Raw genomic sequence first — 23,814 nt, forward strand, 5'->3', positions numbered from 1 at the left:
GGCTCATGAAGCAACAGGTCAGACGCTTCAATCGTTTCTTCCCTTTGCAACGCCTGCCGCTTTTATGAGCGTTCCTTCAGCTTATACGTGCAGCAGCTCGTCTTGCCCTTGGCAATGCATGTTTTTTGTTCAACATGCTCCGTTCCAAGCAGTTTCTGAAACAATTGATGTTCACATTTGCAGGCAACCGGGTATTCCTTCGCTACTTTGGCGATCGGACAGTTGTATTCCTTGAACTCATAAGAGCCATCCTCCAGCTCCTGATAATCAACCATATAGCCATTTTCAGTCTGAATGCGTGCTAACGCGGCCACCCGTTCCGCAAACGAACCGGATATTTCCGGCCCATATTGCTGTTCAAGCCGATTTCGTCGTTGCTCAAACAATTGATCAACAACTTCCAGTCCGCTTATCTTTTCAAGATCCTGCAAAATGCCAAGTGAAAGCTCTCCGTAATTTCGCGGAAAGCATTCATCTCCTGCTTTTGTCAACGAATATTTATTAGTTGGTCTGCCCATCGCCTGTCGTTCAATGCGGGCCTGGATCAAACCATCCTTTTCCAGTCCTTGCAGATGTCTTCGCACCGCCATTTCAGTTACACCTAACTCAGCGGCTAAATCTGCTACGGTTTGTTCTTGGTTTCGTTTTAACATCGTTAAGATGATTTGACGTGAGCTCGTCTCTTTCCCCAAGACAACCACCACCTTTATTATTTACAGTCTTAGAAGACCAATCCTTCCTTTATCCAAAGCAAAAGGGGCTCAGCCTCTATTGTAGGCGATGATCACTCGATTGTAAAATCTACAACTCTGTCTGCTTATCAGGTAAAAACGCAGATACAGGGCCGAGCTCCTCCACTAAATAGCGCCGAACATCTTTTGGGAAAGCATGAAGGGCTGCCTCGCTTTTCGTCATCACCTCGATTACTTCGGCAATATTGACAGAAACATACTCCTGCACAAGCTGTTTTCGCAGCTGGATCAGCTCTTTTAAGGAGGCTGCCTGCTCCGCTCCAATCACCTTTTCATCCTCCAGAATATCAATGATGTCCGTATACCCTCCCGGATCTCTCATAATAAAACCGTCGATCATGCTGTTGCCAACGTCGATAATTGCTTCAATCAGGACTGAAGCGACCCGTTCGAGCGCTAACCGTTCCAGCTCATTTTGCGGCTCCATGGGCGGCACGAAGCGTTCAGATATCGTTTCCATATAGGCGAGGGTCCGTTCAATCTTTTCGCGATCCACAAAATACACTCCCGTTTCCACCTTTCAATAGTATGTCATAATCAAAGGTCATCGTTTAAAAAGTGTGACCTTAATTGTGCGAGAATGGTTTCTTCTCGGCTTGGCTTTTGCTATGATAAAGGATGTACCTTAGTTCATTTTACAGAGTACAGCGATAGTATACAACATTGGGGGACATTCAAATGGATCGAGAACTTGCATTGGAAATCGTCCGCGTCACGGAAGCAGCGGCGCTTGCTTCTTCGCAGTGGATGGGACGCGGTAAAAAAAATGAAGCAGATGATGCTGCTACAACAGCAATGAGAACCATGTTTGACTCTGTTAACTGCAAAGGGACAGTTGTCATTGGAGAAGGAGAATTAGATGAAGCTCCAATGCTTTACATAGGAGAAGAAGTTGGAAGCGGCCATGGCCCTGAAGTCGATATTGCCGTCGACCCGCTCGAAGGCACGAACATCGTCGCCAAAGGTCATCCAAATGCGATGGCCGTAATCGCCGTCGCCGATAAAGATACCCTGCTTCACGCACCTGATATGTACATGGAAAAGATCGCCGTCGGTCCGGAAGCGGCTGGATTAATCAGACTCGATGACCCGATTGAAAAAACAATCGACATCGTCGCGAAGATGACGCGTAAGCGCGTCCAGGATGTTACGGTCATTATTCAGGAACGGGAACGCCACCAGCAATTGATTGAGCGCGTCAGAGAAAAGGGAGCCCGCGTGAAATTGTTTGGAGACGGTGATGTCGGCGCGGCGATCGCGACAGCCTTGCCGCAAACCGGAGTTGACCTTTTCGTCGGTACGGGCGGGGCGCCGGAGGGTGTGATTTCAGCCGCGGCGATCAAGGCGCTCGGCGGCGATATGCAGGCCCGCCTTGTTCCGATGAATGATGAGGAGCTTGCCCGCTGTAAAAAGATGGGTCTCGAAGATCCGTTAAAAGTGCTAACACTGAACGATATGGTACGCGGCGATGACGCGATTTTTGCGGCGACCGGTGTCTCTTCCGGCGAGCTTGTCGAGGGGGTCCGTTTTCTTGGTGGCGACCTGGCGGAAACCGATTCGATTGTGATGCGGGCCAAGACGAGAACCGTCCGCTACATTAAAACCCACCATCACCTTAACCATAAGCCTCATCTTTCCATGAACAAATAAGCACCGCGAAAGGAGCTGCGCCGTATGTCTGAACGTTTTTATTTGTATGACGAGACCGAAGATACGAAAACAAGATTTGTCAGCTTTATGGGCGATCATCAACGTTTTGATTTAGCGATTATTTCTTCGTCACGCTATTATGGCAAGCAATTGGTGCTTGACGTCCAATCCAACCGTTTTGCGATCATCGGACAGGATGATTTAGACGAAGAAGGCTACTTGGAGCATGCTTATCGCCTGTCCGCGGAAGAAGCTGAAGAGCTGCGCGACTTTCTCAGAGAAGTCGTCTAAAAAGGCCGCAACTTTTACAGACCCGTGGCGGTTCCGCTCATTGCTTAAAGAGGACATCTCAAAGGGAATTACAGCCTTTGAGATGTCCTCTTTCTATTTTTCCTTGATTCGTTTAAGAACGAAATACGCGCAGCCGAAGTTGCAATACTCGTACAAATAATCAGGCAGCGTGCTTATTTTTGTATCATAGGTGGACTTCTTATGCCTGTCCTCAAAGAAGCCGCGCAGCCTCAGCTGATTATAGCCCCAGTCGCCTACGATATAATCATATTTATTAAGCACCTCGCTAAAGCGGGCTTTAAACGCCTCTTCATCCCAGCCATTTTTCACATCTTCCATCACTTCATATTGCATCCCGTGAATGCGAACCATTGGGCTCACCTCGTTCTTTTAGTTGCCCTTATTATAACACATGTTTCGCTTCCCAACAGCTTCTCCTTCTCCATCATTTACTAGCTGTAAAACGATTCACTTTTGGTCAATCTGAAGGTAAAGGAGGTGGGAAGATGATAAAAAAATCACTGTTACTAGGTGGACTGGCCGGTTTGATGCTCGTAACAGGCTGCCAAACCGATCAACAAGGGCAGACAGGGCAGATGATCCAGTCCAACCGGCAGGCCAACGGTCCGTTTGCTTTGCATCAAAACCAGCATCAGACACCAAACGAGACGCAGTATGGCTATACTCGCTTTCAACGCCAGCAGGTACAATCGCGTAACTCCGCGCAGCAGGCCGTGCCGATGTTTGATCGCAATCAACTGGCCGATGCTGTTACACGTATCGTTCTGACAAATCAAGCTGTTGACGAAGCAGCGACCCTTGTCACCGATAAATATGTTCTTGTCACTTATAATCTCGAGGATGATGTTCATCGTGAATATGTAGCTGATCAAGTGAAGCGGAGCGCGGTATCTATAGTACCACGCTATTATGAAGTCTTTATTTCAGACAATCATGAACACTTCCAGGAGATTGAACGTTTTCAAAATCGAACTTCAGCGCTGCCGGACGCCGACACGTTACGCGAAACAATTGAAGAAATGAAGCAATCGCCGCAGGGAGCCTATGATGAACAAGATGACGAAAATCTCGAAATAATGGAGCAAAAGCAGCAACGTCTCCTAAATCATGACAACCGCTCGCGCTAATAGAATGAAGAGAGGCTGGCAAAAGGTAAAAAAACAACCTTTTGTTCCAGCCTCTAAAAATGACGTTATCGACTTGTCACGTCTTCTTTTTGCGCAGCCTTGACCGCTTCCGCACGAACCTGCGCTTCATTTACCTGCTCATCCGCATGGTAAGAAGAACGCACTAAAGGTCCGGCTTCACAATGGCTGAAGCCCTTGCTTAAGGCGATTTCCTTTAACTCGGCAAATTCATCCGGATGATAATACTTTTGCACCTTCAAATGTTTCTTTGTCGGCTGAAGGTACTGACCGATTGTCATAATATCTACATCAACCGCTCTTAGATCGTCCATCGTTTCAATAATTTCTTCCTTCGTTTCACCAAGCCCGATCATTAAGCTTGACTTAGTCGGAATGTCAGGATGCATTTCTTTCGCACGGCGCAGAAACTCTAAAGAGCGCTCATATGTCGCCCGTGCTCTCACTCGTGGAGTCAGCCGTTTTACCGTCTCAATATTATGGTTCATGATATTAGGACGGGCATCCATCAGCGTTTTTAAATTGTCATAGCCCCCAAGCATATCAGATGGGAGTACTTCAATCGTACAGAAAGGATTTCGTCTTCTGATCGCCCGGACTGTTTCCGCAAAAACCCCGGCCCCGCCATCCTTTAAATCATCTCTGGCTACAGCCGTGATGACGACATGCTTCAAGCCCATCGTTTCAACAGAATCGGCAACGCGTTCCGGTTCCTGCAAATCAAGCTCATTCGGCAAGCCGGTTTTCACAGCGCAAAAGCGGCAGGCTCTCGTACACACATCTCCTAAAATCATGAAGGTCGCTGTTTTGCGGACAGCCCAGCATTCATGAATGTTTGGACAACGCGCTTCTTCACAGACTGTATGTAAATTTTTCTCTCTCATCATTTTTTTCAAGCCTGTATAGGATTCATTTGTATTTAGTTTAATTTTAAGCCAATCCGGCTTGCGAAGATGTTCTTCTTTTTTTGCCATTTCGTTCACTCCATCCAGCATTGCTTGTATTCTTTCTCTACTTTATCATGATTCAAACAAAATGACCAAACAGCCGCTTCAATTTCCAATGATTCACACCAATCTTTTTGGCGCCTTTACCTCACACTACAAGGTGACAGAAAAAATCTGATCGTTATACTTATTCCAGGAAAGGAGCAGACAGCAGCATGAAGCAGTTAGCCCTATTATCCCTTATTGTCTCTTGTCTCATGCTTTCTTCTCCTGTTTCAGCCGAGACGAAAGGTGAATTAACAGCTGAGCAAAAATACGAGAAAAGAATGGAGCTTTATCAGAAAGCAGAAGCGCTGACGAGCATTCCCTGGCACTATTTGGCCGCGGTCGATACGTTTGAGCGCGGCTTGCGCCGGACATTGAAAAACCGGCCGCGTGAAGAAGGGGTCATATCGATTTTCTATACAGAGGAAGAATGGGCCGGACCGCTTAACCCGGATCCGGCTGATACGAACCCGCTTTCCATCCAGCTGTTCGGCGGAGTCGGACTTGATGGGGACGGCGATGGCCTGGCGGAACGGACAAATGATGAAGATGTTCTTTATACACTCGCCCATTTTCTTGAGCGATACGGCTTCGCGGAGCAGGATTTCCGCATTGCCTTATGGGAAAAATATCAGCGTGAGCAATCGGTCAACATCATTGATGGCCACTCAAAAGTGTATAAGCATTTTGAAACTCTTGACCTTGATGATCATGCTTTTCCGATGCCGATCCGTTCCACTTACAGCTACCGTAACACATGGGGAGATAAGCGGGGCTGGGGAGGTAGACGGATTCACGAGGGAACCGACATTTTTGCCGGCTACAATGTGCCAATTCGGGCGACGGCTTATGGCCGAGTTGAAATTTTAGGCTGGAATAAATACGGAGGCTGGCGCATCGGAATCCGTGACTTAGATAATATTTATCATTACTTCGCTCATTTAAGCGGTTTTGAAAAAGGGGTCGAGGTCGGCAGCATCGTCTCTCCCGGCGATGTGATTGGCTATTGCGGAAGCTCCGGCTATGGAAAGCCCGGAACTCAAGGGAAATTCCCGCCGCATCTCCATTACGGCATGTACCGCGATAACGGCTATACCGAATGGTCGTTTGACCCGTACCCTTATTTAAAGGCATGGGAAAGACAGGATTACCGAAAATTAAAAAGAGGATGACTCGCTCGTCGAGTCATCCCAGACCGTAGACATAACGCTGCTTGGTCAAGCGTATTTTCTATCTGACTATCCGAACAAATGAAAAGAGGGGAATCCGCCGCTCCTGAAATAGTCTTCGCTTTCCGCAGCAGCGGATTCGAAGCTCTGGATCGTGACAAATCCTTTATACCCAAAAAGCCTGTCGATCGTCTCGCTTTGCGAGACTTTGTCGACAGGCTGGGCAAAAGGTGAAAATCAACCTTTCGCCTAAGGCTTTTATTGTTTTTTCTCTTTCGCTACTTTGACGGCGTTGGCAATGCTTAGACCCATTCCGCCCCATATGACAACCATCCCGATAATCATCATCACGATTGCACTTCCGCTCATTATTGATCCACCCCTTTTTCAGATTGCTCTGCCGGAAGCTCAAGAGCTGATTTTTTCCATTTAAACGCCGCTAAAATAAAGCCGACAATAATCGCTCCGAGCGCAACGCCCCAGCCGGAAACAAGCAGGAATGAAGTCGGGTAATCTTCATAATTCGATGTCAGGTTGATAACCGTGTTTTGAATAAACATATACCCTAATACAATCGGGGTAATGACACCAAGACATACTTTCCACCACGCACCTGTGCGGAAATCGGAAACGCCATTGGCATGATTTTGTAATGTCGGCAAGCCTTTCACAAACCATGCTACGGCAATTACAGAGACAAGACCGGCTAGGGCAACACCGAACTGATTAATAAAGTAGTCCGCCGCATCTAAGAAGAACAGACCTCCCTGTGTCGCATACAGTAAAGAAATTAAAGCAGAAAGACCGCCACCGAAAGCGACCGCTTTCGCCCGGGAAATCTGGAACTTATCCTGAAGACCGGAAATAAACGTTTCAACGATTGAAATGAGCGAGGATAAGCCCGCCAAGACGAGTGACCCGAAGAAGAGAACACCGAAGAACCCGTTAAACCCCGGGAACGTATTAATGATCTCCGGAAAGACGACAAACGCAAGTCCGATACCAGCATCCGCCACATCAGCAACTGTTGTACCAGAGGCGCTTGCCATAAAGCCGAGCGCGGCAAAAACCCCGATCCCTGCTAATAGCTCAAAGCTTGAATTACTGAAGCCCGTAATAAAGGCATTGTTGTTAATATCGGCTTTCTTCGGCAAATAACTTGAATAAGTAATCATAATCGCAAACGCAATTGACAAACTAAAGAAAATTTGGCCATAAGCAGCCACCCAGACTCCCGGCGACATAATTTCCGCCCAGTCCGGTCTGAAGAATGCGTTTAGGCCGTCAAGGGCCCCTTCAAGCGTGACCGCACGAATAACAATTAATAAGAACATTACAACGAGCAACGGAATGAAAATTCGGTTCGCGACTTCAATCCCGCGCTTAACCCCTTTAAATAACACACCGAGGGTAATAATCCAGACGACAATGAGAGGAATAAGTACTCCCGGAACAAGCGAGCCGAAATCCCCAGGCGCTCCTCCCGAAACGATATCAACGCGCTGTAAATATTCGCCCATCAGGAAGCCGCCCGTGTCCTCTCCCCAGCTTTGATTAAACGCGAAAAACGTATACGAGATCGCCCAAGCAATAATAACCGCATAATACGTTGCGATGACAAAGGAAATCGCGACCTGCCACCAGCCGATCCATTCAGCTTTTTTAGTAAAACGCGCATACGACAACGGAGCGGAGCCACGATATTTATGGCCGAGCGTAAATTCCATAATTAAGAGCGGAATACCGGCAGTAAGAAGTGCAAATAAATACGGTAAGAAAAAAGCCCCCCCTCCATTCTCATACGCTACATATGGGAACCGCCAAATGTTACCTAGTCCGACAGCCGATCCAATCGCGGCTAAAATGAACCCGGCACGTGTTCCCCACTGCTCTCTTGCATTCATTGTTCATTCTCCTTTCACATTTTTTTCGTCTTTCTTTCCATAAATATTCAAAAAATTACAACATTAGTATAAGTGCTTGAATACTTTTTGTCAAAATTATTTGAAAATTATTTGCTTTCTTTAACACTTTGCTACTTTGCTGTAAAGAAGCGCATTAACAGTAGATATCCCCTAACTCCCTTCGACAATATTCAGACAATTCGTTATTCCATTATAATAATTCATGCGAAATTTGTCAAAATTTTTTTCAGGAAAAAGATAAGATATAAACCTATCAGCCTGTCGACTGGCTGATTGCAGGTAAAGAAAGTTGCGATGATAAGTTGCTTTGAATCCGCTCCCGGGATGGGGGCACGCTTTCCGCAGGCGGGCGTGGAACTAACCGGCTCCGCCGGTGGATTTCCACCAGCCCTTCCCTCCTGCAGGAGTCGGCCTCCCATCCCATCCGCTTTGAGCTGGCGTATCGCTGGTTATTAAAGGCTTGGATTCGAGGATAGCTAGCCCCTTCCCTTTTCCACATTCGGAAAGAACTATGCTCACCCATTCCGTATCTCCAACAGACGATAAACGAATTCACGTAAAATGCCTTTGAGCGTTCCTTCGCAAAGGCATTTTGTCTACGGTCTGAACATTTTTTCTTTCTTCTACAAAATAAAAGGAATCTGGAGGAAAAGCGCCTTCTCCCCAGATTCCTTCAGCCTTTCAAATTAGCCTTTAGCCACCCCTTGTGACATTTTACGCAGGATGACGATACTAATGATAAGGAGCAATGCTGCTGTTGCCGTACAAAGCCATACGCTGCCTGTCAGGCCGAGCACGAAATAAGCCAATAACGAGATCGCAGCGGCAATGAGCGCATAAGGCAGCTGGGTCATCACATGGTCGATATGATGGCTTCCAGCTCCGGTCGACGACAAAATGGTCGTATCCGATATCGGCGAACAATGATCACCGAAAATCGCTCCCGCCAATACCGCCGCCAGCATCGGCAGCATCATGGTAATGTCGATGACGGCCGCCATTTCGCCGGCAATCGGCAATAACAGACTAAACGTTCCCCACGATGTGCCAGTTGAAAAAGCAGCGAACCCTGCTATCAAAAATAACAAAAGCGGTAAAAATACCGGTGAGATCGTTCCATCGACAATTGAAGCCAAATATTGTCCCGTCCCTAAATCATCAATAATCGAAATAATCGTCCAGGCGAAGAAAAGAATGTAAATCGCCGGGAGCATCGATTGGATACCGAGCAGCAAGGCCTTTGTCAGGCTTGTCCCTCCACTCGGCTTTCTCATATTTAAAAGCAATGCAATAAGCAGCCCGACAATACCGCCATAGACAAGCGAAGCGGCCACATCTGTATTTTCAAATACAGCCAGTATCGTCAAAGCTCCCTCTGTTGCCTGGACGCCTGTCATCACCATGAAGAAAACCGTCGCCGCGACGAGGCCGACGATCGGCCAGATCAAATCACCAACCGTCCCCTTCTCGTTTGCTGTAATTTCATCCTGTGCTCCCGGTATCGGGCCGGCTGTCGGATCGACCAGTTCCCCCGTTTTCAACGCCCGTTCCTCATGGGTCCGCATCGAACCAATATTTAAATTAAACCAGGCAACGGCAATCACCAGGCATATCGCGATCCACGCATAAATATTCATCGGAATCATGATAAGAAAAGCCTGGAGCGCCTCATACTCCGTCACCCCATGAGTTGCCAGAATCCCGGCGATAATTGTAATAATATAAGCTCCCCAGCTCGAAATTGGCGCAATGACACACATCGGCGCAGCGGTCGAATCGACGAGGTAAGCCAGCTTGGCCCTGGAAATTCGATGCCGATCCGTCAATGGGCGACTCACATTTCCAACGGTCAAGCTGTTAAAATAGTCATCAATAAAAATTAAAATGCCTAAAAAGACCGTCAATACTTGCGCGCCCATTCTTGTCTTTACATGCTTCATCGCCCATTCCCCAAAGGCTCTGCTTCCTCCGGACCGTGTAACCAGCGCCGCCATCATGCCGAGCAGCAGCAAAAACAAAATAATAAAAAACTCCCATGTGTTCAGTTCAAAGCCGCTTTGGAAAACAGCCTGGGTAATCCCGACGATCGTCAGCGGCTCCACCTCGCCATAATCAAAAATAATCCCCATCACAATCGCATAAATGTTCGTGAGCGCTTGCATCGGATTAAATTGGTGCAGCATTAACGCACCGACCACAATTCCCATTCCTAAAGAGAGTAGCACTCGCCTGGTCAGAATGACCATAACAAGAGCCAGAACGGGCGGCACGAGGGACCATACCGTTACTTCCATCTCACATCTACCTCCACTTCTTTTTTCCACAAAAAAAGCAGCAATGGTCACCCACTCCTGCTGTTTAACATGCAAGTGTAATTTTCCATTACATCAGCTTTCTTTCCAACGATAAAAGGACATCAAATGCTGTCTCCTCTCCGGCAACGACATCCAGTACGTCTGCCTTCCCTGCCGGAGAATCTTCTATTCTTATCATGGTTAGCAAACCGCAAGAATATACGATGTCAGTCACATATCATATACAACCAATTTAACATATTAACATATTGCCCCAAAGGTTGACAAGACTATTGACCGCTGCCCGATGTCGGTGTATCAGACGGAATAATCATTCCACCTTCTGAATACACATCCGGCACTTTCCCTGACGTTGTCATGACGCCAATCGGAATCGTTGTTTTCACCGCTTCGGTATTTGTCGCAAAAGGAATGACAATCTTTGCATCAACGATCATATCAAACGCAAGGGTAATTTTCGTATTGTTAATACCGATATTTTCCACCTGCAAGTTCAAATCCGTTTTTACGTCACCAATAGCTGAAAACCGCACTGGAACTTGTGGCCCTAACTGAGCAAGCAATGCATTATTTGTCGCCTGCCCCAATGGAATGCTATAAATAATCCCACCTTCGGCTGAACTTAAAAGATCGTCCTTACTCTCCCCCTCATCAAATGAAATATCAAAGGCTTCTCCGCGCTCAATTGCCTTCAAGTGCCGTTGCACCCTGCCTGTCGCCTCTGACACAACACGATTATAAATTTGAGTATTCGGCTGGACACTTGTCACCATTCCATCAGCATCGTACTGAATAATAAATAACTCTTCCTGATTCAGATCGGTGCTGATCTTTTTATTGACAGCGTCATTAATCGCTTTTGTCGCAATCACCCGCGCTTCCGTCGTCGCTATATGTACAAGCGTTGGTCGAATTCCTTTTTCAATAACCCACAACCCTAGTACAGTTAAAAGAACAAAAATAATAAATGAAAGCAGTAATACATAGCGAAACGGGAGCGGACCTTTTCTAGATTGGGGTCTGCTTCTTTTGGGTGCTCTCATGCTAAAAAACCCCCTTTGCTGACAAGTATATGCACGAAGCAAAGAGAGTTTGATAAGATTCTTTTTCAGTTTACCGCTTACTCATCCGCTCATAAACAAGAAAATCATGGTCGTAGCGATTTTTTTCATCACGCTGTCCGGCAACCGAGGAGATCAGACGCCACTCCTGTTCATCAATCGGAGGAAAAAATGTATCGGCCGCAAAAGTCTCATGAATAAGCGTGACATACAGCCGGTCAACATCATGCCAAAAAAGCTGGAAGAGCTCACTTCCGCCAATCACAAAAAACTCCTCTCCCTCCCGGCTGAGCGCCATCACCTGCTCACGTTCATGAACGACTTCGCACCCTTCCGCCACAAAGCCGCGGTCACGCGTCATCACTACATTCCGGCGCTTTGGCAATGGCCGGCCAATCGATTGGTACGTTTTCCTCCCCATAACAATCGGGTGGCCGGTCGTTACTCGCTTAAAGTATTGCAAATCAGCCGGTAAATGCCACGGCAGCTGATTTTCTTTTCCGATCGCCCGGTTCTGATCCATCGCAACAATATAAGACAGCATCGTTACCACTCCTTCATTTTCACATATCGTATCATATTGGCTGGAAAATGAGTAGAAGTCCCTCGCTTAAACGAGGCTGACATGCTTCTCCAATGAGACGGCCTGGTTCAGCTTAACAACGACCTCATCACCGGGCGAATAGCGCTGCAACTGGTCGGTATGAACCGTGATCAGTTCACCATTCAGCTCGACTGAATAATGAAATTCTTTGCCTTGAAACATCACATTCCGAACAATGCCTGTTATCCCGGAGCCTGTCTTATCAAGCGCAAATTGCTCCGGCCGTACCGGAAAGTACCCCTGCTTCCGAATCTGCGGAGAAATCGTACTTGACTGCCAGATGACCGCCTCGTCACCGAACGGCTTGAATTGATCGCCATACCAGCTTCCTTTAATCAAATTCGCTTTTCCGACAAAAGTCGCCACAAACGGAGTAGCGGGCTGGGTATAGATTTGTTCCGGTGTACCAACCTGTTCAATCCGCCCCGCGCGCATCACAACAATTTCGTCGGCCATCGCCAAGGCTTCGGCCTGGTCATGAGTCACATAGACGATTGACGTTTTCACTAGCCGGTGAATCGTTTGAATCTCCTGACGCAAATCCATGCGCAGCTCGGCATCAAGGCTGCTCAACGGCTCATCCATCAACAGCAGGGCCGGCTGCGGCGCCAAAGCACGAGCGATCGCCACCCGCTGCTTCTGCCCGCCTGACAGCTCATTAGGCATCCGCTCTCCATACTCCTGCAAGCCGACAATCTCGAGCATTTCCTCGACTCGTTCCTTCGCCCGCTTCTTCAAATGCGCGGGAGTGAACCGGTGATGCTTTAAAGGAAACTGAATCTGCTCTTTAACCTTTAAATGCGGCCAAAGCGCAAAGGATTGAAAGACCATCCCGATGTTGCGTTTTTCCGGCGGAGTCACCCGTGCTGGATGGGCGACCTGCTGGCCGTTCATTCTTATTTCCCCCGTCGTCGGCGCTTCAAATCCGGCCAGCAGACGCAGCAGCGTCGTTTTCCCGCAGCCGGACGGACCTAAGATCGCAATAAATTTCCCCTCTTCAATCGCCAAGTCAATTGGTGCCAAGGCGGAGACGTCACCAAATTTTTTCGATACATTTGCCAAAACTGTACTCATGCTTTTCTCACCCTTTTTTCATAAAGCTTTTGCATTCCCGCGAGCAAGCCGGTTACGACCAGCATCATCACGACAATCAAGCTTGAAAACGCTGTTGAATGAGTCGTATAGCCCGCCTGCTCAAAATTGAAGATCATCAGCCCAATCGTTTCAGAGCCGCTCGACCATAAAAGAGCGGACACGGTCAGTTCAGTCAGCGTCGTCAGCACAACCAGAAAGGCTCCGCTCAACAATCCCGGCAGCAGAAGCGGAAGCATGATCGAACGCCATTTGACAAGCGTCCCCGCCCCGGCCATATGAGCGGCTTCCTCCATCGCCGGCGCAATTTGCGACATCGCCGTCATACTGCCGCGCACCTGAAGAATCATAAAACGCGTCACGTAAGCTATAAACAAAATCCAGATGCTGCCGTAAATTCCTGGATTCCAGCCCGGAATTGGCTGCATCCATGCCAGAATCATCGCTAAAGCAAGGACCATGCCGGGTAACGCATACGGTAAGCCGACCGCCAATTCGATAATTTTGCTGACGACATTTCTTTTTCGCAACCGGTAATAAGCAATCGCCGTTCCAATCACTAAACAAATCACGCCTGTGCTAACGGCAAGCTTCACACTGTTCAGCAACGCACCGCGCACTTTTTCATGCTCAAACAGGACAAACTGATAATGCTGCAAGGTTAGATTTTCGAATGAAAACGGCAGTCCGTACGCGCGGATAAGCGATGAACCGAACATTGAAAAAAGCGGAACGATACTAATCAACAGGAGAAAGCCCCACAGCAGCAACTCCACTACCGGTCGCCAGGCCCCCAACGAAAAGCGGGGCTTATCGTCAATTTCACTGTTCTCCCCTGTTTTCGCTTTGCGCAGCAGCAGCCATTGACCGGCCGTCGCTACTAGGGCGATGATTCCCAACAGAACCGAAAACGTCGCCGCCCGGGAAAAGGCGCTCGGGCCGAAGCCGGCGATTTCCTGATAAATCGCTGTGCTCAAGACGGTAATATTCGCCGGAATACCGAGAAATGCCGGGATGCCGAAGTTGTCCAAATTGGCGAGAAAGGCAAGCAGTCCGCCGCTGGCCACACCGGGCAGCGCAAGCGGAAACGTCACTTTGCGAAAAACGGTCCAGCTGTTTCCTCCGGATGAACGCACCGCCCATTCCAGCTCGCGGGGAATCCGTTTTAACACGCTCATCGTCAATAGGAAAACAAGGGGATAATGCGACAATCCGAGAACAAGAATGATGCCTGTATGGCTGTACAGATTCAACGGCTCAAGCTGTCCGGGCAATAACGCCAGCAGGCGCGCCGCCAGGCTGTTGCTGCTTAAGAACTGCGTCCAGGAAAGGGTGATGATGTACGAAGGAATGATAAACGGGAGCAGGACAAGGACGTGCAGCCACTTTTTCGCGCGAATGTCGCTGTAGGCGACAAGCCAGGCGGAAGCGACTCCCATCACTAGCGCGATGATCGTTGATCCCGCGACGACCAGGCCGGTATTCGATACTATTTTCCACGTTCTCGCTTCCTGAAAGATCGTTGAATAGTTGGCAAAGGCGCTTCCATCCGTCACAAAGCTCAGAGCGACCAGACGGAACACCGGCCAGACAAACAGGAAGAAAATAAGACTAAGACAGACAATCAACCAAATGGTTTTGCGGATATCCAAAGGAAAAAAGAAGGAAGATCGAACAGACCATCTTCCTTGCACATGTTGTTCAGCCATAGTACACCTCTCTCGTCTTACTCGCCGAATATGTCGATAAACGCTTGCTTGTCTGCTTCACGTGTTTCAAGCAGTTCACGAATATCATGGGAAATGACGTTCATCTCACTAATCGGCTTCAATCCTTCCGGAGCGTCCACTCCTTCACGGATCGGCGTATAGCCAAGTTCAGCAGCGACAAGTTGTCCTTCTTCTGACAGAACGAAATCGACAAAGGCTTTCGCCGCCTCTTCATTTTCAGTGTTGCTCATAATGCCAATCGGTTCTGTAATAACCGGCACACCTTCTTCCGGATAAACAAGATCAACCGGAGACCCTTCCGCCTTGGCGCGGGCAACCATGAAGTCAACGACGACGCCATATGATTTTTCGCCGCTGGCGACAGCTTGCAGGACGGCGCCGTTTCCTTGCACGACCGTCATTTCATTTTCGTGAAGTCCTTCAAAAAACGACCAGCCGAATTGATCCTGCCGGCTCAACACGCCAACATTATAGGCTGCTGCTCCTGAATAAAGCGGACTTGGCATAATCGCCTGCCCTTTTGCTTCCTCTTCCGTCAGCACGCTCCATGAAGCCGGCAGCTCGCCGTCATTGGCTGTGTTCGCCGCCAGCACCGTCGCCATTACCTTTGTCCCCGCATACATTCCATCGGGATCAAGCAAATCAGCCGGAATAAACTCGGCTTCCGGTGATTGATACGCTAAAAGCAGATCCTGCTCCTTCAATGTTTCAAATGTGACGGCATCAGCGACAAGAAGGACATCCGCCTGAATATCTCCCGCCTGACTTTCTGCGGCGATTTTACTCATCACCTCTTCCGTTCCTGAGCGAAAGACGTTTACTTCGACTTCAGGATAGGCCTCATTAAATGCTGCGACAAGCGCTGTGGCATCGCTGTCCGGCTGAGACGTATAAAACTCCAATGTCCCTGAGATGGCGCCCTCTGCCTCAGTGGCAGCCTGCGTTTCTTCAGTAGATAGGTCTTCTGTTGTCTCCGGCGTATCCGCCCCTCCACACGCTCCAAGCACTAGGATTGAAAAAGCTGCGACTGAATAAATAAAGCGTTTCATGAGAATGTTTCCTCCTTAGAAAAGTGTAATTTATGATTCGAGAACCATTTTTCAAATCTGCGCACATGCTTTTTTTGACTAACTTTGCCTTCTAATGGGGTAACGGTGACATAGCCTGCTTTTAATTTCGCAAAATCGCCTTCCTCTTCAAATTCAGTAAGCTGACCGATATGATCTTTCAGCCAGTAATACACCTGGCCATACGGGTCATTTAAGCCGACATATTTATAACGGCTGACCGACAAATCCAACGGGACGACCTTAATGCCGGAGCAGGCGTGTTTTTCCAAATATGGAAGGTTAACATTAACGAAGACGCCCGGCGGAATCCGGTTGGAAAGCAAAGGTTCGATCACCTCGTAGAGCAGCCGTTTCGGCATTTGAAAGCTCGTATCTTTTGTTTGCAGCCTGTCGAGCGAAACGGCGATCGCCGGAATTTGCAACAGGGAAGCTTCCGCCGCCGCAGCCATCGTGCCGGAATAATAGACGTCCCTGCCCAGGTTCGGGCCGATATTAATCCCGGATATGACCAAATCCGGCTTTTCCTTTACCAGCACTTCCACTCCGAGTTTGACACAATCGGCCGGTGTTCCGTTTACGGCCCAGGCTTTCACCCCTGCTCCAAAAAGGGTGACCGTCGTCGCTTTCAGCGGCTGACGCAATGTTATCGAATGGCTGATCGCGCTTCGTTCCTGATCTGGACATACGACATAAATATCGCCGAAATGCTGGAGCACTTCAACCAAAGCCTCTACTCCCGGCGCAAAAATACCATCATCATTTGTGACAAGAAATTTCAACTTTTCATCTCCTTTGCAGTCGGTTGTGCACATGCGTTCAAATAACGCAAATGCTTTTGTAGAAGAATCGCTTCCGTGCTCGTATCATAGCCTTCCAAAACGACGGGATATGTCCCGCTCTGGAGATGTCCGATAAAGCGTTCGAGCAACAGTTCCCCTTCCCCGAGGGCGACATGATAGTTCGCTTTTGTTGAATCGCTAAGATGAATTTTATTAATTCGCGACATCTCGGCGAACGTAGCGAGTATATCCTTCCCGGGTGCAATATGCGCCGCATCAAACGTCGTTTGTACAGCGGATGACCGGCCATCAACTAAACGATTGATTTGCAGCGGGCTCGTGACAAACTCCTTTTTGATTTCCTCCATTAATTCCAGCGAAAGCGTGACGCCATATGTTTTGGCGGCCTCTTCTAAATAATCGAGGCTTTTCTGAAGCGCCTCCTCATGCCACGCTGTCCATTCCTCCGTCAACGTTCTTCTCCCTGGATGGACGGTGACATTCGTCGCTTCGATCGAAGCGGCAAGCGCGAACGAGCGGACAATTTCCTCAACTGACTGGCGCCGGATTCCTTCATTTAACGAACAAATATTTAAATCCCAGCTTGCCGCATGAAAGGTGATCTCCAGGTCAAACCGCCTGGCAACGCGGCGAATATCTCTGACCCGCATCTGACTGAACCAGACTTGCTCGGCCCACAGCTCAAGCCCGCGCAGGTTATGGTTGTAAACGACCGCGCCAATTTCCTCAATGTCCTTTCCCCATAGTAGCGTCGATGAGGCCAACAGCTTCAACGTACTCCCTCCTTTGTTTTCACCTTTTCAAGCCAGGTCATCAGCTCTTCCTTTTGACAGGCAACCGACCCAGGAGGAAATGGGCTTCTGGAGCTATATCCGTGAAAATCACTGCCGCAGCTTTTGAACAGCCTGTAGTGATCGGCCATGTCATTCCAATAGACGGTCGCTGCCTCATCATGCTGCGAATAATAAACTTCGATGCCATCAAGCCCCTGCTCCACCAGCGCCGCCAGCGACCATTCCCACCGATAAATTCCAGGGTGGGCTAAAAAAGCTTTTCCCCCGGCTTCATGAATAAGCGCGATCGCTTCGGCCGCCGTCAACCCTTCCCGCTCGATAAAGGCAGGAGCCCCTTTGGTCAGCAAAGCTTGATAAGCTTGTCCAGACTCGTTGAAATAACCGCGCGCCACTAACTCATCGGCGATATGAGTACGAACGATAACATCGTTTCCGGCTCTTTCCCGGCAATTCTCCCAATCAATCCGGTAGCCAAGCTTCTGTAATACTTGAACAATCGCTTTGCTCCACTTCATTCTCTCGCCCTGTCTCCACGATACATAATCAGCCATTCTCTGATGTGCGGGATCAAAGGCATATCCTAAAATATGAAGCTCTCCCTGTTCTCCATCCGTATTGCATTCAATTCCTGAAATCAAACGAAGCCCAAGTGCTTCTGCTGTTTCTTTAGCCGTGAAATAAGCGGATACCGCGTCATGATCTGTAATAGAAAGCACGGAAACTCCAAGGGAGGCAGCCTCTTCAACAAGCTGTGCCGGAGAAAGCTCTCCATCTGAATGCGTGCTGTGCATATGCAAATCGATCATCTTCTGTCGCCTCACTTTCTTTTACATCCCCTACAGTACAGGAAAAATTTCAATCTACTATAAAGCTCCCTTGTGAGATTTGTAAAAAAATTATAAAGTTGATTTTTTTAAACCATTTGTAAAGAAGAACAGAGAAAACAAAAAATCCATTTACAGCAACCCGGAAATAAATTAATCGAATTTTCCGTCATTAATATTTTGTAAAGTCTTTACACTTTTTTAAAATTCAGAACAACAACGCCTCTTCACAAACAGAAAAAGGACTTGTCCCAAAAGGTTCGTTTTCACCTTTTGAAACAAGTCCCGCTCCAGCTTGGATGGAGTCAGCCTTTGTCTTTTTTCTTTATACTGCGACATGCGCTTTAATCGGCGGATGCGGATCATAGCCAATCAGTTCGAGATCGTCCCATTCCACATCAAAAATACTTTTCAATTCAGGGTTCAGCTTCAAGGTCGGCAAAGCTCGCGGCTCCCGTTCCAGCATCGTTTGAACCTGCTCAATGTGATTGGAGTAAATATGAACATCCGCCCCGGTGTAAATCAGCTCACCCACTTCAAGATTGCATTCATGAGCGATCAGATGGGTTAACAGCGCATAGGATGCGATATTAAATGGCAGCCCCAGAAACACATCATTTGAACGCATCTGAAACATACAACTGAGCTTCCCGTCATGAACATAAAATTGGAAAGCGTAATGACAAGGAGGAAGCTGCTGATTTTTCAATTCTGACGCGCTCCACGCGTTACATAGCAGCCGTCTGGAATCCGGGTTGCGTTTAATTTCATCAATAATATATTGAATCTGGTCATACACCTGACCATCGGCCCCTTCCCAGCTCCGCCACTGCTTGCCATACACATTACCCAAATCGCCAAATTGCTCAGCAAAGCGGTCATCCTCCAACACGCGCTGCTGATAAATTGCCAGCTGCTGCTTATAGAGCTGTTCAAACTCGGGGTCTTCCTGACTTCTCAAGCCGAAGTTTGTCATATCCGGCCCGGTATACTCTTTTGATTCCACCCATTTTTGAAAGCCCCACTCATCCCAAATATGATTGTTTTGCTCAAGCAAATAACGAAGATTCGTATCGCCTTTCAAAAACCAGATCAGCTCGGTCGCCACTAAGCGAAACGGAACGCGTTTCGTCGTCAGCAATGGAAAGCCGTCCTGAAGATTCATCCTCATTTGATACCCAAACACGCTTATCGTGCCGGTGCCTGTCCGATCCTCTTTGCGCACCCCGTGCTCAAGCACATAGTTGCAAAGCTCTAAATATTGCTTCATCGTATCCCTATCCCTTCTCTTCATCAAATCCATCATTAGCCCTTACTTCACCTTGATCCCTATGTAATCTCGCATCAGCCCTAAAAGGCTTGTCCCCTTTAGTTTACATGATTGAAGTCAGAATAACATCCACCGAACCGCTCAATATATTTAAAAAAGCTGCCTTCAAAGAAGCTGCTGAAAAAGTAAAATTTTCATTTTTTAGCAGCAAAGCGGCTTCATCGCTCTTTGAAGGCAGGCCCGCTTATTTCATTTTTAAGAGAGCGTCCTTGCCGCGCATTCCCGGCGTAATGCCAAGCTCCTCAGCGGCCAGCGTCACCGATTCCAATGGAGCGTCAAGCAGCTGTTCGATTGTTCTCACTCCAACCGCACGGCCCGCCACAATTTTACGCTCTTTCAGCTTTTCATTCAGTAATGCCACATCCAATGCTCCGCACATAATATAGCCTGTATCATTCATGACTGCCATGAAATTCGTCTTCGGCAGCTTTAGGGTCACAGCGATAAAAGTTTGCTCCTCAATTTGAATTGGGTTCATTTCAATCAACTGTCCCACTCCCCATCTGATCATTGTCATTATATAAACAGTATATGACCATGACAGAAAAAGGTGAGCCGATTTAGGCGTTCCCCCACTGTTGACTTAGTTTCCACGCTAAAATATCCCGTAAAAATTCCGGCATAAAATAGCGCTTTGTTGCCGAGTCTGCCACTGCTGGAAGCAAATGCCCGAACGTGTACATATCAAGAGTGGCAATCGAATAAATCTGGTCCGCTCTAAGCTTTTCTCCCAGAATGGTAATGCTGTGCACGGACTCAGCCGTCACGTCGACCTCAATCCCGGTAAAAATCATCTGCCCAAGCACTTTGCCGCGGAAGCCAAATCCTTTCAGCTCCAGCTGGCGTAATTCCTTTGTAAAGGCTCTTTTCACTGTTTCTTCGAGCTGACGGCCCGTTAATTCCACGACACATGGATTAATCGGATGAGGACAAACACGATGAATATCCCCTTTCGTAATCACGCCCGCTTCAAGCGCTTCGAGTAAAACCCCAGCATGCATCATTCCAAGCTCTTGGTCACACCACTCCGTCAGCGCATCACAAAGAAACTGAGTCCCCTTCGTTCTTGCCTGCCAGACAACAGGCAACCTTTCCGGCAAAACAGCAACTTGTTCCGCTAACAGCCGCTCCGTTTCGGCCTTCATATCAGCTAACAGCGTCTTCGTCCGCTCATCCTCCGGGCTCTTGCTGATGTCTACTAACGTCGCTTCGCTTTCTACTACCTGCTGGCTTTCCGTATCGTATTCAATTTGAACTTGGCCGAGATACGCCCCAAACTTGCCGGCCTGGGCGATCAATGTGCCGACGACCCGTTTACCTGCCGGCAGCACATGATGAGTATGGGCGCCGATGATCACATCAATCTCTTCAAATTCAGCCGCAATCTCCTCATCGCGAAACAAGCCGAGATGAGAAAGCAAAATGACGATATCCGCTTCTTGCCTCAGCGCGACGAGCTGCTCTTTTAGCACAGGCTTCGGCGGAGCAATTCTCCAGCCCAACTGCTGATAAAACGTTGTAAATGGAGCCGTCACGCCAATCAATCCGACCGTCAGCCCGTTACCCAATCTATGTAAAGCCGTCGGTCTTACCCAGTCAGGCCGCCGGCCGTTTTGCTCAAACAGATTAGCTAACACAACCGGAAACGCAGCATCGTCATAAAGGTGCTCCAGCTGCTCCTTCGCAAAGGTGATCCCTTCGTTGTTGCCAATCGTGACATAATCAACTTGCGCTTCATTCAGCAGGCGCGTATTTCCTTGACCAATCGAGGCTTCTGTCACTGGGTTGCTCCGATCGGCATGATCGCCTAAATCAAAATAAAGCGTGTTCTCATCCCGCTGATTTTTAATATGGGCGACCATCTGTGCCCAATGCTCAAAGCAGCTGTGGATATCATTTGTATGAAAAAGCGTAAGACGTTTTACAGCCACTCCCTCGCTGCCCCCCTTCTAACCTGTATCTTTCTTATGTTTGTCCATCGTCAAAGAAGAGATTAAGCTGCCGTGGCGCCAGATCCTGATAATCAATCCCCAGCAGATTAATCATTTGCTTGGCGTTATCGGCGGCATCTCCCCCCGAGTTGTTATTAAACAGAATGTATATATCTTTTGTTTGTTCGTCTACTTTCATGATGTTTTCTTTCCATTCCAAAAGCTCAGCTTCATTGTAACGGTATAAATAGCGCACCTCGCGCCATCGGCCATTGCCAGGATCGTTCCAGCCATGAATGTTCCTGCCGTGTAAGCGGATCAGCGTTTTTTCCGGATGAGTCGCCTGCAAAACCGTCGGAATGGAACCGGCTCCGGCCTGGGGCTCGTCACAAATGCTATGAATCCAGCCCTCCTCCTGCATAAAGGCTAACGTTCTTTCCTTCATTCCCTCTGCAAACCATGATTGGTGGCGAAATTCAAGCGCCAGAGGAAACTCCTTCAGCTCCTGCTTCACATAACGCAGCCATTGGACATTTTCTTTTTTGCAATCAAACCATGGCGGAAACTGACAAAGAACCATTCCGAGCTTGCCCGCCTCGGCGATCGGCCGAACCGAAAGGCGAAATGCTTCAAACATCTCCTCTTTTGTCTCATACGGCTGAATCCCCCGCTGGTGTCCCGTCATTCCCTGATAGGCTTTGACAATGAACTGAAAGCTTTTTGGTGTCTCTTTCAGCCATTTCTCGATATTGCGGCTCGGCTGAATAGCATAAAATGAAGAATCCAGTTCAACAATCGGAAAATGCCCGGCATAGGCCTCCAATCCCTTTCCTCTGCCATCATAAAGGGAATCATGATCGTTCCAGCCCGTTACCCCGATATAGATCATCTGATTCTCTCCTTCGTCCAGCAATTACAATGTACCGTCTCTTTTCCCTGATTCATGTAAAGATAATCCGTTATCCGCACGTTCTCTCTATTATAACGGAATTCGGTCCGATCCTCACGCCTCACCTTTTCTGCCATCCATTTTTACTCTTCTAAAGTCGATTTCCTTTGCTGATTATCTTTATGAATCTTTTTCAGCGTGTTGTTTATATTATGTAAACTTAACAAGATAAAGCCAAGCATGATAAAGGTGATGAGTTCTCCTGTAAAAAAAGCGATGATCCCTAAAATGAGGAAATATAAACTATACCACCAATTGTTCATGTAAAAACACCTCCCACTTTGAATTTATTTTTTTCTATGTCTTTTCTGCTTAATAGCCCTGACGGAGTTTCACACTATAAAACCTCATTGCCCTTGGGACACCTTCTATTTCAAAAACTCCTTTTACCACTAAATGCACGAGTCTATATTCAAAATACTCGTCACCAATCCTTTGATCCAAATGACCAATCACCTCGCCAATCAGTCTTGCTGATTTTATAAAGCCTTTATTTTTCTGCTCATCATGTAATTTTCTTGCTGTCTGTATGATGTATTCATCGTAATAACCATCATCTACATTGAATAATTGTTCATCCTTCCATACTCTCAGGTTCTCTATCTGATTAGATAGCTCGCCCCATTCAAACTCATAGCGTGCCCTTTCTTTTTGAGATAAAGGCTGATTAGTCTTATTTCTATCATAAATCGCCCCTAATTTTTCAGGTACAATTTCACCTGTATGGCTAGGAACAAATTCAACTTCCGGCTTAGCCACAACGGTTTTATACGCAACTGTCGTATTTATTAACATAATAGTATTTCTTTTTTTCCTTAATAAATAAAGGACATAGCGCAACGCTGTTTGTTCATCAGAGTTATTTCCCGTCCAGATGAAGATTCTTACATGCTCAGCAATTGCCTCAATCGCGGAAACTGTCTTTTTAAAGGAAGCTAAATAAGTAAACAAGTACTCCTCCTCTACATTTATATGGTTCATCAACCATTTGTATCGTTGCAAGAGACCCGTTTCTTCGTGCAATTTCCATATTGGTCCAATCGAAAATTGATCCGAAAAGAAGATAACCTTTTCCTCGTCTTGGATGTTTTTTAAACTGCCTGCGGAGGAAGCACCAAATGCAATATGCACAACCTTAACGCTCTTATCATCCTCGGACCTTTTTTGCCTTTCTTTCAAGTCGAGAAAATCGCTGTAAATCTTTTTCATATCCTTTGCCAGCTCTTCATCAGTCTGTGCCTCGATGCCTATCTTACTTAAAAGCAAAAACAACAGAGACCTTACTTCATCTTCACTTGAGTTAGCTACAATTTCCTTTACCTCTCTCAAAATTCCCACCCCCATTTCTTTATAGTAGCATGAATTGCCA

General features: G+C 47.5%; 25 protein-coding genes. 4 read left to right on the plus strand and 21 right to left on the minus strand.

Going from position 1 to position 23,814, the window contains the following annotated elements:
* Window positions 1-62: 62 nt before the first annotated feature.
* Window positions 63-701: a helix-turn-helix transcriptional regulator gene (locus ABMB67_RS11640; RefSeq protein WP_349775610.1), complete on the minus strand. Its 639-nt coding sequence runs from the start codon at window positions 699-701 to the stop codon at window positions 63-65.
* Between the two features lie 100 nt (window positions 702-801).
* Window positions 802-1,248, minus strand: a complete 447-nt coding sequence (locus tag ABMB67_RS11645; RefSeq protein ID WP_349775607.1) for a DUF86 domain-containing protein — start codon at window positions 1,246-1,248, stop codon at window positions 802-804.
* 182 nt (window positions 1,249-1,430) lie between these two features.
* Between ABMB67_RS11645 and glpX the strand changes: the two genes are divergently transcribed.
* Window positions 1,431-2,402 carry a class II fructose-bisphosphatase gene (gene glpX, locus ABMB67_RS11650; protein ID WP_251222836.1) on the plus strand — a complete coding sequence of 324 codons (972 nt, stop codon included), beginning with the start codon at window positions 1,431-1,433 and terminating at the stop codon, window positions 2,400-2,402.
* 24 nt (window positions 2,403-2,426) lie between these two features.
* Window positions 2,427-2,693, plus strand: a complete 267-nt coding sequence (locus ABMB67_RS11655; protein ID WP_251222835.1) for a DUF3055 domain-containing protein — start codon at window positions 2,427-2,429, stop codon at window positions 2,691-2,693.
* A 93-nt stretch (window positions 2,694-2,786) separates the two neighbouring features.
* Here ABMB67_RS11655 and ABMB67_RS11660 read toward each other — a convergent pair whose 3' ends face one another.
* Window positions 2,787-3,065 (minus strand): YutD family protein, encoded by a 279-nt coding sequence (locus ABMB67_RS11660; RefSeq protein ID WP_251193186.1) that lies wholly within the window; start codon window positions 3,063-3,065, stop codon window positions 2,787-2,789.
* Between the two features lie 134 nt (window positions 3,066-3,199).
* Here ABMB67_RS11660 and ABMB67_RS11665 point away from each other — a divergent pair, with 134 nt between their 5' ends.
* Window positions 3,200-3,841, plus strand: a complete 642-nt coding sequence (locus ABMB67_RS11665) for a YhcN/YlaJ family sporulation lipoprotein (RefSeq protein ID WP_354572167.1) — start codon at window positions 3,200-3,202, stop codon at window positions 3,839-3,841.
* 65 nt (window positions 3,842-3,906) lie between these two features.
* Here the strand turns inward: ABMB67_RS11665 and lipA are convergent, their stop codons facing one another.
* Window positions 3,907-4,833: a lipoyl synthase gene (gene lipA, locus ABMB67_RS11670; protein WP_251222833.1), complete on the minus strand. Its 927-nt coding sequence runs from the start codon at window positions 4,831-4,833 to the stop codon at window positions 3,907-3,909.
* A 188-nt stretch (window positions 4,834-5,021) separates the two neighbouring features.
* Between lipA and ABMB67_RS11675 the strand changes: the two genes are divergently transcribed.
* Window positions 5,022-6,023 carry a M23 family metallopeptidase gene (locus ABMB67_RS11675; protein ID WP_354572168.1) on the plus strand — a complete coding sequence of 334 codons (1,002 nt, stop codon included), beginning with the start codon at window positions 5,022-5,024 and terminating at the stop codon, window positions 6,021-6,023.
* Window positions 6,024-6,278: 255 nt separating this feature from the next.
* Here ABMB67_RS11675 and ABMB67_RS11680 read toward each other — a convergent pair whose 3' ends face one another.
* The 17 genes from ABMB67_RS11680 to ABMB67_RS11760 form a co-directional block, all read right to left on the minus strand.
* Complete coding sequence (locus tag ABMB67_RS11680; protein ID WP_251222831.1) at window positions 6,279-6,389, minus strand: methionine/alanine import family NSS transporter small subunit; 111 nt, start codon at window positions 6,387-6,389, stop codon at window positions 6,279-6,281.
* Window positions 6,389-7,924 (minus strand): sodium-dependent transporter, encoded by a 1,536-nt coding sequence (locus tag ABMB67_RS11685; RefSeq protein ID WP_354572169.1) that lies wholly within the window; start codon window positions 7,922-7,924, stop codon window positions 6,389-6,391. Before ABMB67_RS11685 ends, ABMB67_RS11680 begins: the two co-directional genes overlap by 1 nt.
* Window positions 7,925-8,631: 707 nt before the next feature.
* Window positions 8,632-10,239 (minus strand): Na+/H+ antiporter NhaC family protein, encoded by a 1,608-nt coding sequence (locus ABMB67_RS11690; protein ID WP_354572170.1) that lies wholly within the window; start codon window positions 10,237-10,239, stop codon window positions 8,632-8,634.
* Between the two features lie 290 nt (window positions 10,240-10,529).
* Complete coding sequence (gene yunB / locus ABMB67_RS11695; protein ID WP_251193193.1) at window positions 10,530-11,303, minus strand: sporulation protein YunB; 774 nt, start codon at window positions 11,301-11,303, stop codon at window positions 10,530-10,532.
* A gap of 70 nt (window positions 11,304-11,373) precedes the next feature.
* The gene (locus ABMB67_RS11700) at window positions 11,374-11,865 is read right to left on the minus strand and encodes a dihydrofolate reductase (protein ID WP_354572171.1); all 492 of its coding nucleotides are present in this window, start codon (window positions 11,863-11,865) and stop codon (window positions 11,374-11,376) included.
* 66 nt (window positions 11,866-11,931) lie between these two features.
* Complete coding sequence (locus ABMB67_RS11705) at window positions 11,932-12,999, minus strand: ABC transporter ATP-binding protein (protein ID WP_251222827.1); 1,068 nt, start codon at window positions 12,997-12,999, stop codon at window positions 11,932-11,934.
* Complete coding sequence (locus ABMB67_RS11710; protein ID WP_251222826.1) at window positions 12,996-14,726, minus strand: ABC transporter permease; 1,731 nt, start codon at window positions 14,724-14,726, stop codon at window positions 12,996-12,998. Before ABMB67_RS11710 ends, ABMB67_RS11705 begins: the two co-directional genes overlap by 4 nt.
* 17 nt (window positions 14,727-14,743) lie before the next feature.
* Window positions 14,744-15,796, minus strand: coding sequence for an ABC transporter substrate-binding protein (locus ABMB67_RS11715; RefSeq protein ID WP_251193197.1), 1,053 nt, complete (start codon window positions 15,794-15,796; stop codon window positions 14,744-14,746).
* On the minus strand, window positions 15,793-16,596 hold the full coding sequence (gene surE / locus ABMB67_RS11720) for a 5'/3'-nucleotidase SurE (RefSeq protein WP_251193198.1): 804 nt from the start codon (window positions 16,594-16,596) through the stop codon (window positions 15,793-15,795). Before surE ends, ABMB67_RS11715 begins: the two co-directional genes overlap by 4 nt.
* Complete coding sequence (locus tag ABMB67_RS11725) at window positions 16,593-17,390, minus strand: sugar phosphate isomerase/epimerase family protein (RefSeq protein WP_251193199.1); 798 nt, start codon at window positions 17,388-17,390, stop codon at window positions 16,593-16,595. Before ABMB67_RS11725 ends, surE begins: the two co-directional genes overlap by 4 nt.
* On the minus strand, window positions 17,387-18,217 hold the full coding sequence (locus tag ABMB67_RS11730) for a PHP domain-containing protein (protein WP_251222825.1): 831 nt from the start codon (window positions 18,215-18,217) through the stop codon (window positions 17,387-17,389). Before ABMB67_RS11730 ends, ABMB67_RS11725 begins: the two co-directional genes overlap by 4 nt.
* A 343-nt stretch (window positions 18,218-18,560) precedes the next feature.
* Window positions 18,561-19,505, minus strand: a complete 945-nt coding sequence (locus ABMB67_RS11735) for a thymidylate synthase (protein ID WP_251222824.1) — start codon at window positions 19,503-19,505, stop codon at window positions 18,561-18,563.
* A gap of 244 nt (window positions 19,506-19,749) precedes the next feature.
* Entirely contained in the window at window positions 19,750-20,043 is a 294-nt protein-coding gene (locus ABMB67_RS11740) for a YunC family protein (RefSeq protein ID WP_390188846.1), read from the minus strand.
* A gap of 82 nt (window positions 20,044-20,125) precedes the next feature.
* Complete coding sequence (locus ABMB67_RS11745) at window positions 20,126-21,496, minus strand: bifunctional metallophosphatase/5'-nucleotidase (protein WP_354572173.1); 1,371 nt, start codon at window positions 21,494-21,496, stop codon at window positions 20,126-20,128.
* A gap of 34 nt (window positions 21,497-21,530) precedes the next feature.
* The gene (locus ABMB67_RS11750; protein ID WP_354572174.1) at window positions 21,531-22,385 is read right to left on the minus strand and encodes a DUF72 domain-containing protein; all 855 of its coding nucleotides are present in this window, start codon (window positions 22,383-22,385) and stop codon (window positions 21,531-21,533) included.
* Between the two features lie 143 nt (window positions 22,386-22,528).
* The gene (locus tag ABMB67_RS11755) at window positions 22,529-22,708 is read right to left on the minus strand and encodes a hypothetical protein (protein WP_251222820.1); all 180 of its coding nucleotides are present in this window, start codon (window positions 22,706-22,708) and stop codon (window positions 22,529-22,531) included.
* Between the two features lie 49 nt (window positions 22,709-22,757).
* Complete coding sequence (locus tag ABMB67_RS11760) at window positions 22,758-23,783, minus strand: DUF1835 domain-containing protein (RefSeq protein WP_354572175.1); 1,026 nt, start codon at window positions 23,781-23,783, stop codon at window positions 22,758-22,760.
* Window positions 23,784-23,814: the final 31 nt, after the last annotated feature.

Source organism: Halalkalibacter oceani (genome assembly GCF_040544555.1).
Lineage (GTDB): Bacteria > Bacillota > Bacilli > Bacillales > Bacillaceae_D > Halalkalibacter > Halalkalibacter oceani.

Coding starts and splice junctions, on each gene's coding strand:
- ABMB67_RS11680 (WP_251222831.1), bottom strand. CDS start 6,389: ATGAGCGGAAGTGCAATCGTGATGATGATTATCGGGATGGTTGTCATA.
- ABMB67_RS11675 (WP_354572168.1), top strand. CDS start 5,022: ATGAAGCAGTTAGCCCTATTATCCCTTATTGTCTCTTGTCTCATGCTT.
- yunB (WP_251193193.1), bottom strand. CDS start 11,303: ATGAGAGCACCCAAAAGAAGCAGACCCCAATCTAGAAAAGGTCCGCTC.
- ABMB67_RS11730 (WP_251222825.1), bottom strand. CDS start 18,217: ATGATCGATTTGCATATGCACAGCACGCATTCAGATGGAGAGCTTTCT.
- lipA (WP_251222833.1), bottom strand. CDS start 4,833: ATGGCAAAAAAAGAAGAACATCTTCGCAAGCCGGATTGGCTTAAAATT.
- ABMB67_RS11685 (WP_354572169.1), bottom strand. CDS start 7,924: ATGAATGCAAGAGAGCAGTGGGGAACACGTGCCGGGTTCATTTTAGCC.
- ABMB67_RS11750 (WP_354572174.1), bottom strand. CDS start 22,385: ATGATCTATATCGGGGTAACGGGCTGGAACGATCATGATTCCCTTTAT.
- ABMB67_RS11710 (WP_251222826.1), bottom strand. CDS start 14,726: ATGGCTGAACAACATGTGCAAGGAAGATGGTCTGTTCGATCTTCCTTC.
- ABMB67_RS11755 (WP_251222820.1), bottom strand. CDS start 22,708: ATGAACAATTGGTGGTATAGTTTATATTTCCTCATTTTAGGGATCATC.
- ABMB67_RS11715 (WP_251193197.1), bottom strand. CDS start 15,796: ATGAAACGCTTTATTTATTCAGTCGCAGCTTTTTCAATCCTAGTGCTT.
- ABMB67_RS11665 (WP_354572167.1), top strand. CDS start 3,200: ATGATAAAAAAATCACTGTTACTAGGTGGACTGGCCGGTTTGATGCTC.
- glpX (WP_251222836.1), top strand. CDS start 1,431: ATGGATCGAGAACTTGCATTGGAAATCGTCCGCGTCACGGAAGCAGCG.
- ABMB67_RS11660 (WP_251193186.1), bottom strand. CDS start 3,065: ATGGTTCGCATTCACGGGATGCAATATGAAGTGATGGAAGATGTGAAA.
- ABMB67_RS11655 (WP_251222835.1), top strand. CDS start 2,427: ATGTCTGAACGTTTTTATTTGTATGACGAGACCGAAGATACGAAAACA.
- ABMB67_RS11740 (WP_390188846.1), bottom strand. CDS start 20,043: ATGAACCCAATTCAAATTGAGGAGCAAACTTTTATCGCTGTGACCCTA.
- ABMB67_RS11705 (WP_251222827.1), bottom strand. CDS start 12,999: ATGAGTACAGTTTTGGCAAATGTATCGAAAAAATTTGGTGACGTCTCC.
- ABMB67_RS11735 (WP_251222824.1), bottom strand. CDS start 19,505: ATGAAGCAATATTTAGAGCTTTGCAACTATGTGCTTGAGCACGGGGTG.
- ABMB67_RS11700 (WP_354572171.1), bottom strand. CDS start 11,865: ATGCTGTCTTATATTGTTGCGATGGATCAGAACCGGGCGATCGGAAAA.
- ABMB67_RS11690 (WP_354572170.1), bottom strand. CDS start 10,239: ATGGAAGTAACGGTATGGTCCCTCGTGCCGCCCGTTCTGGCTCTTGTT.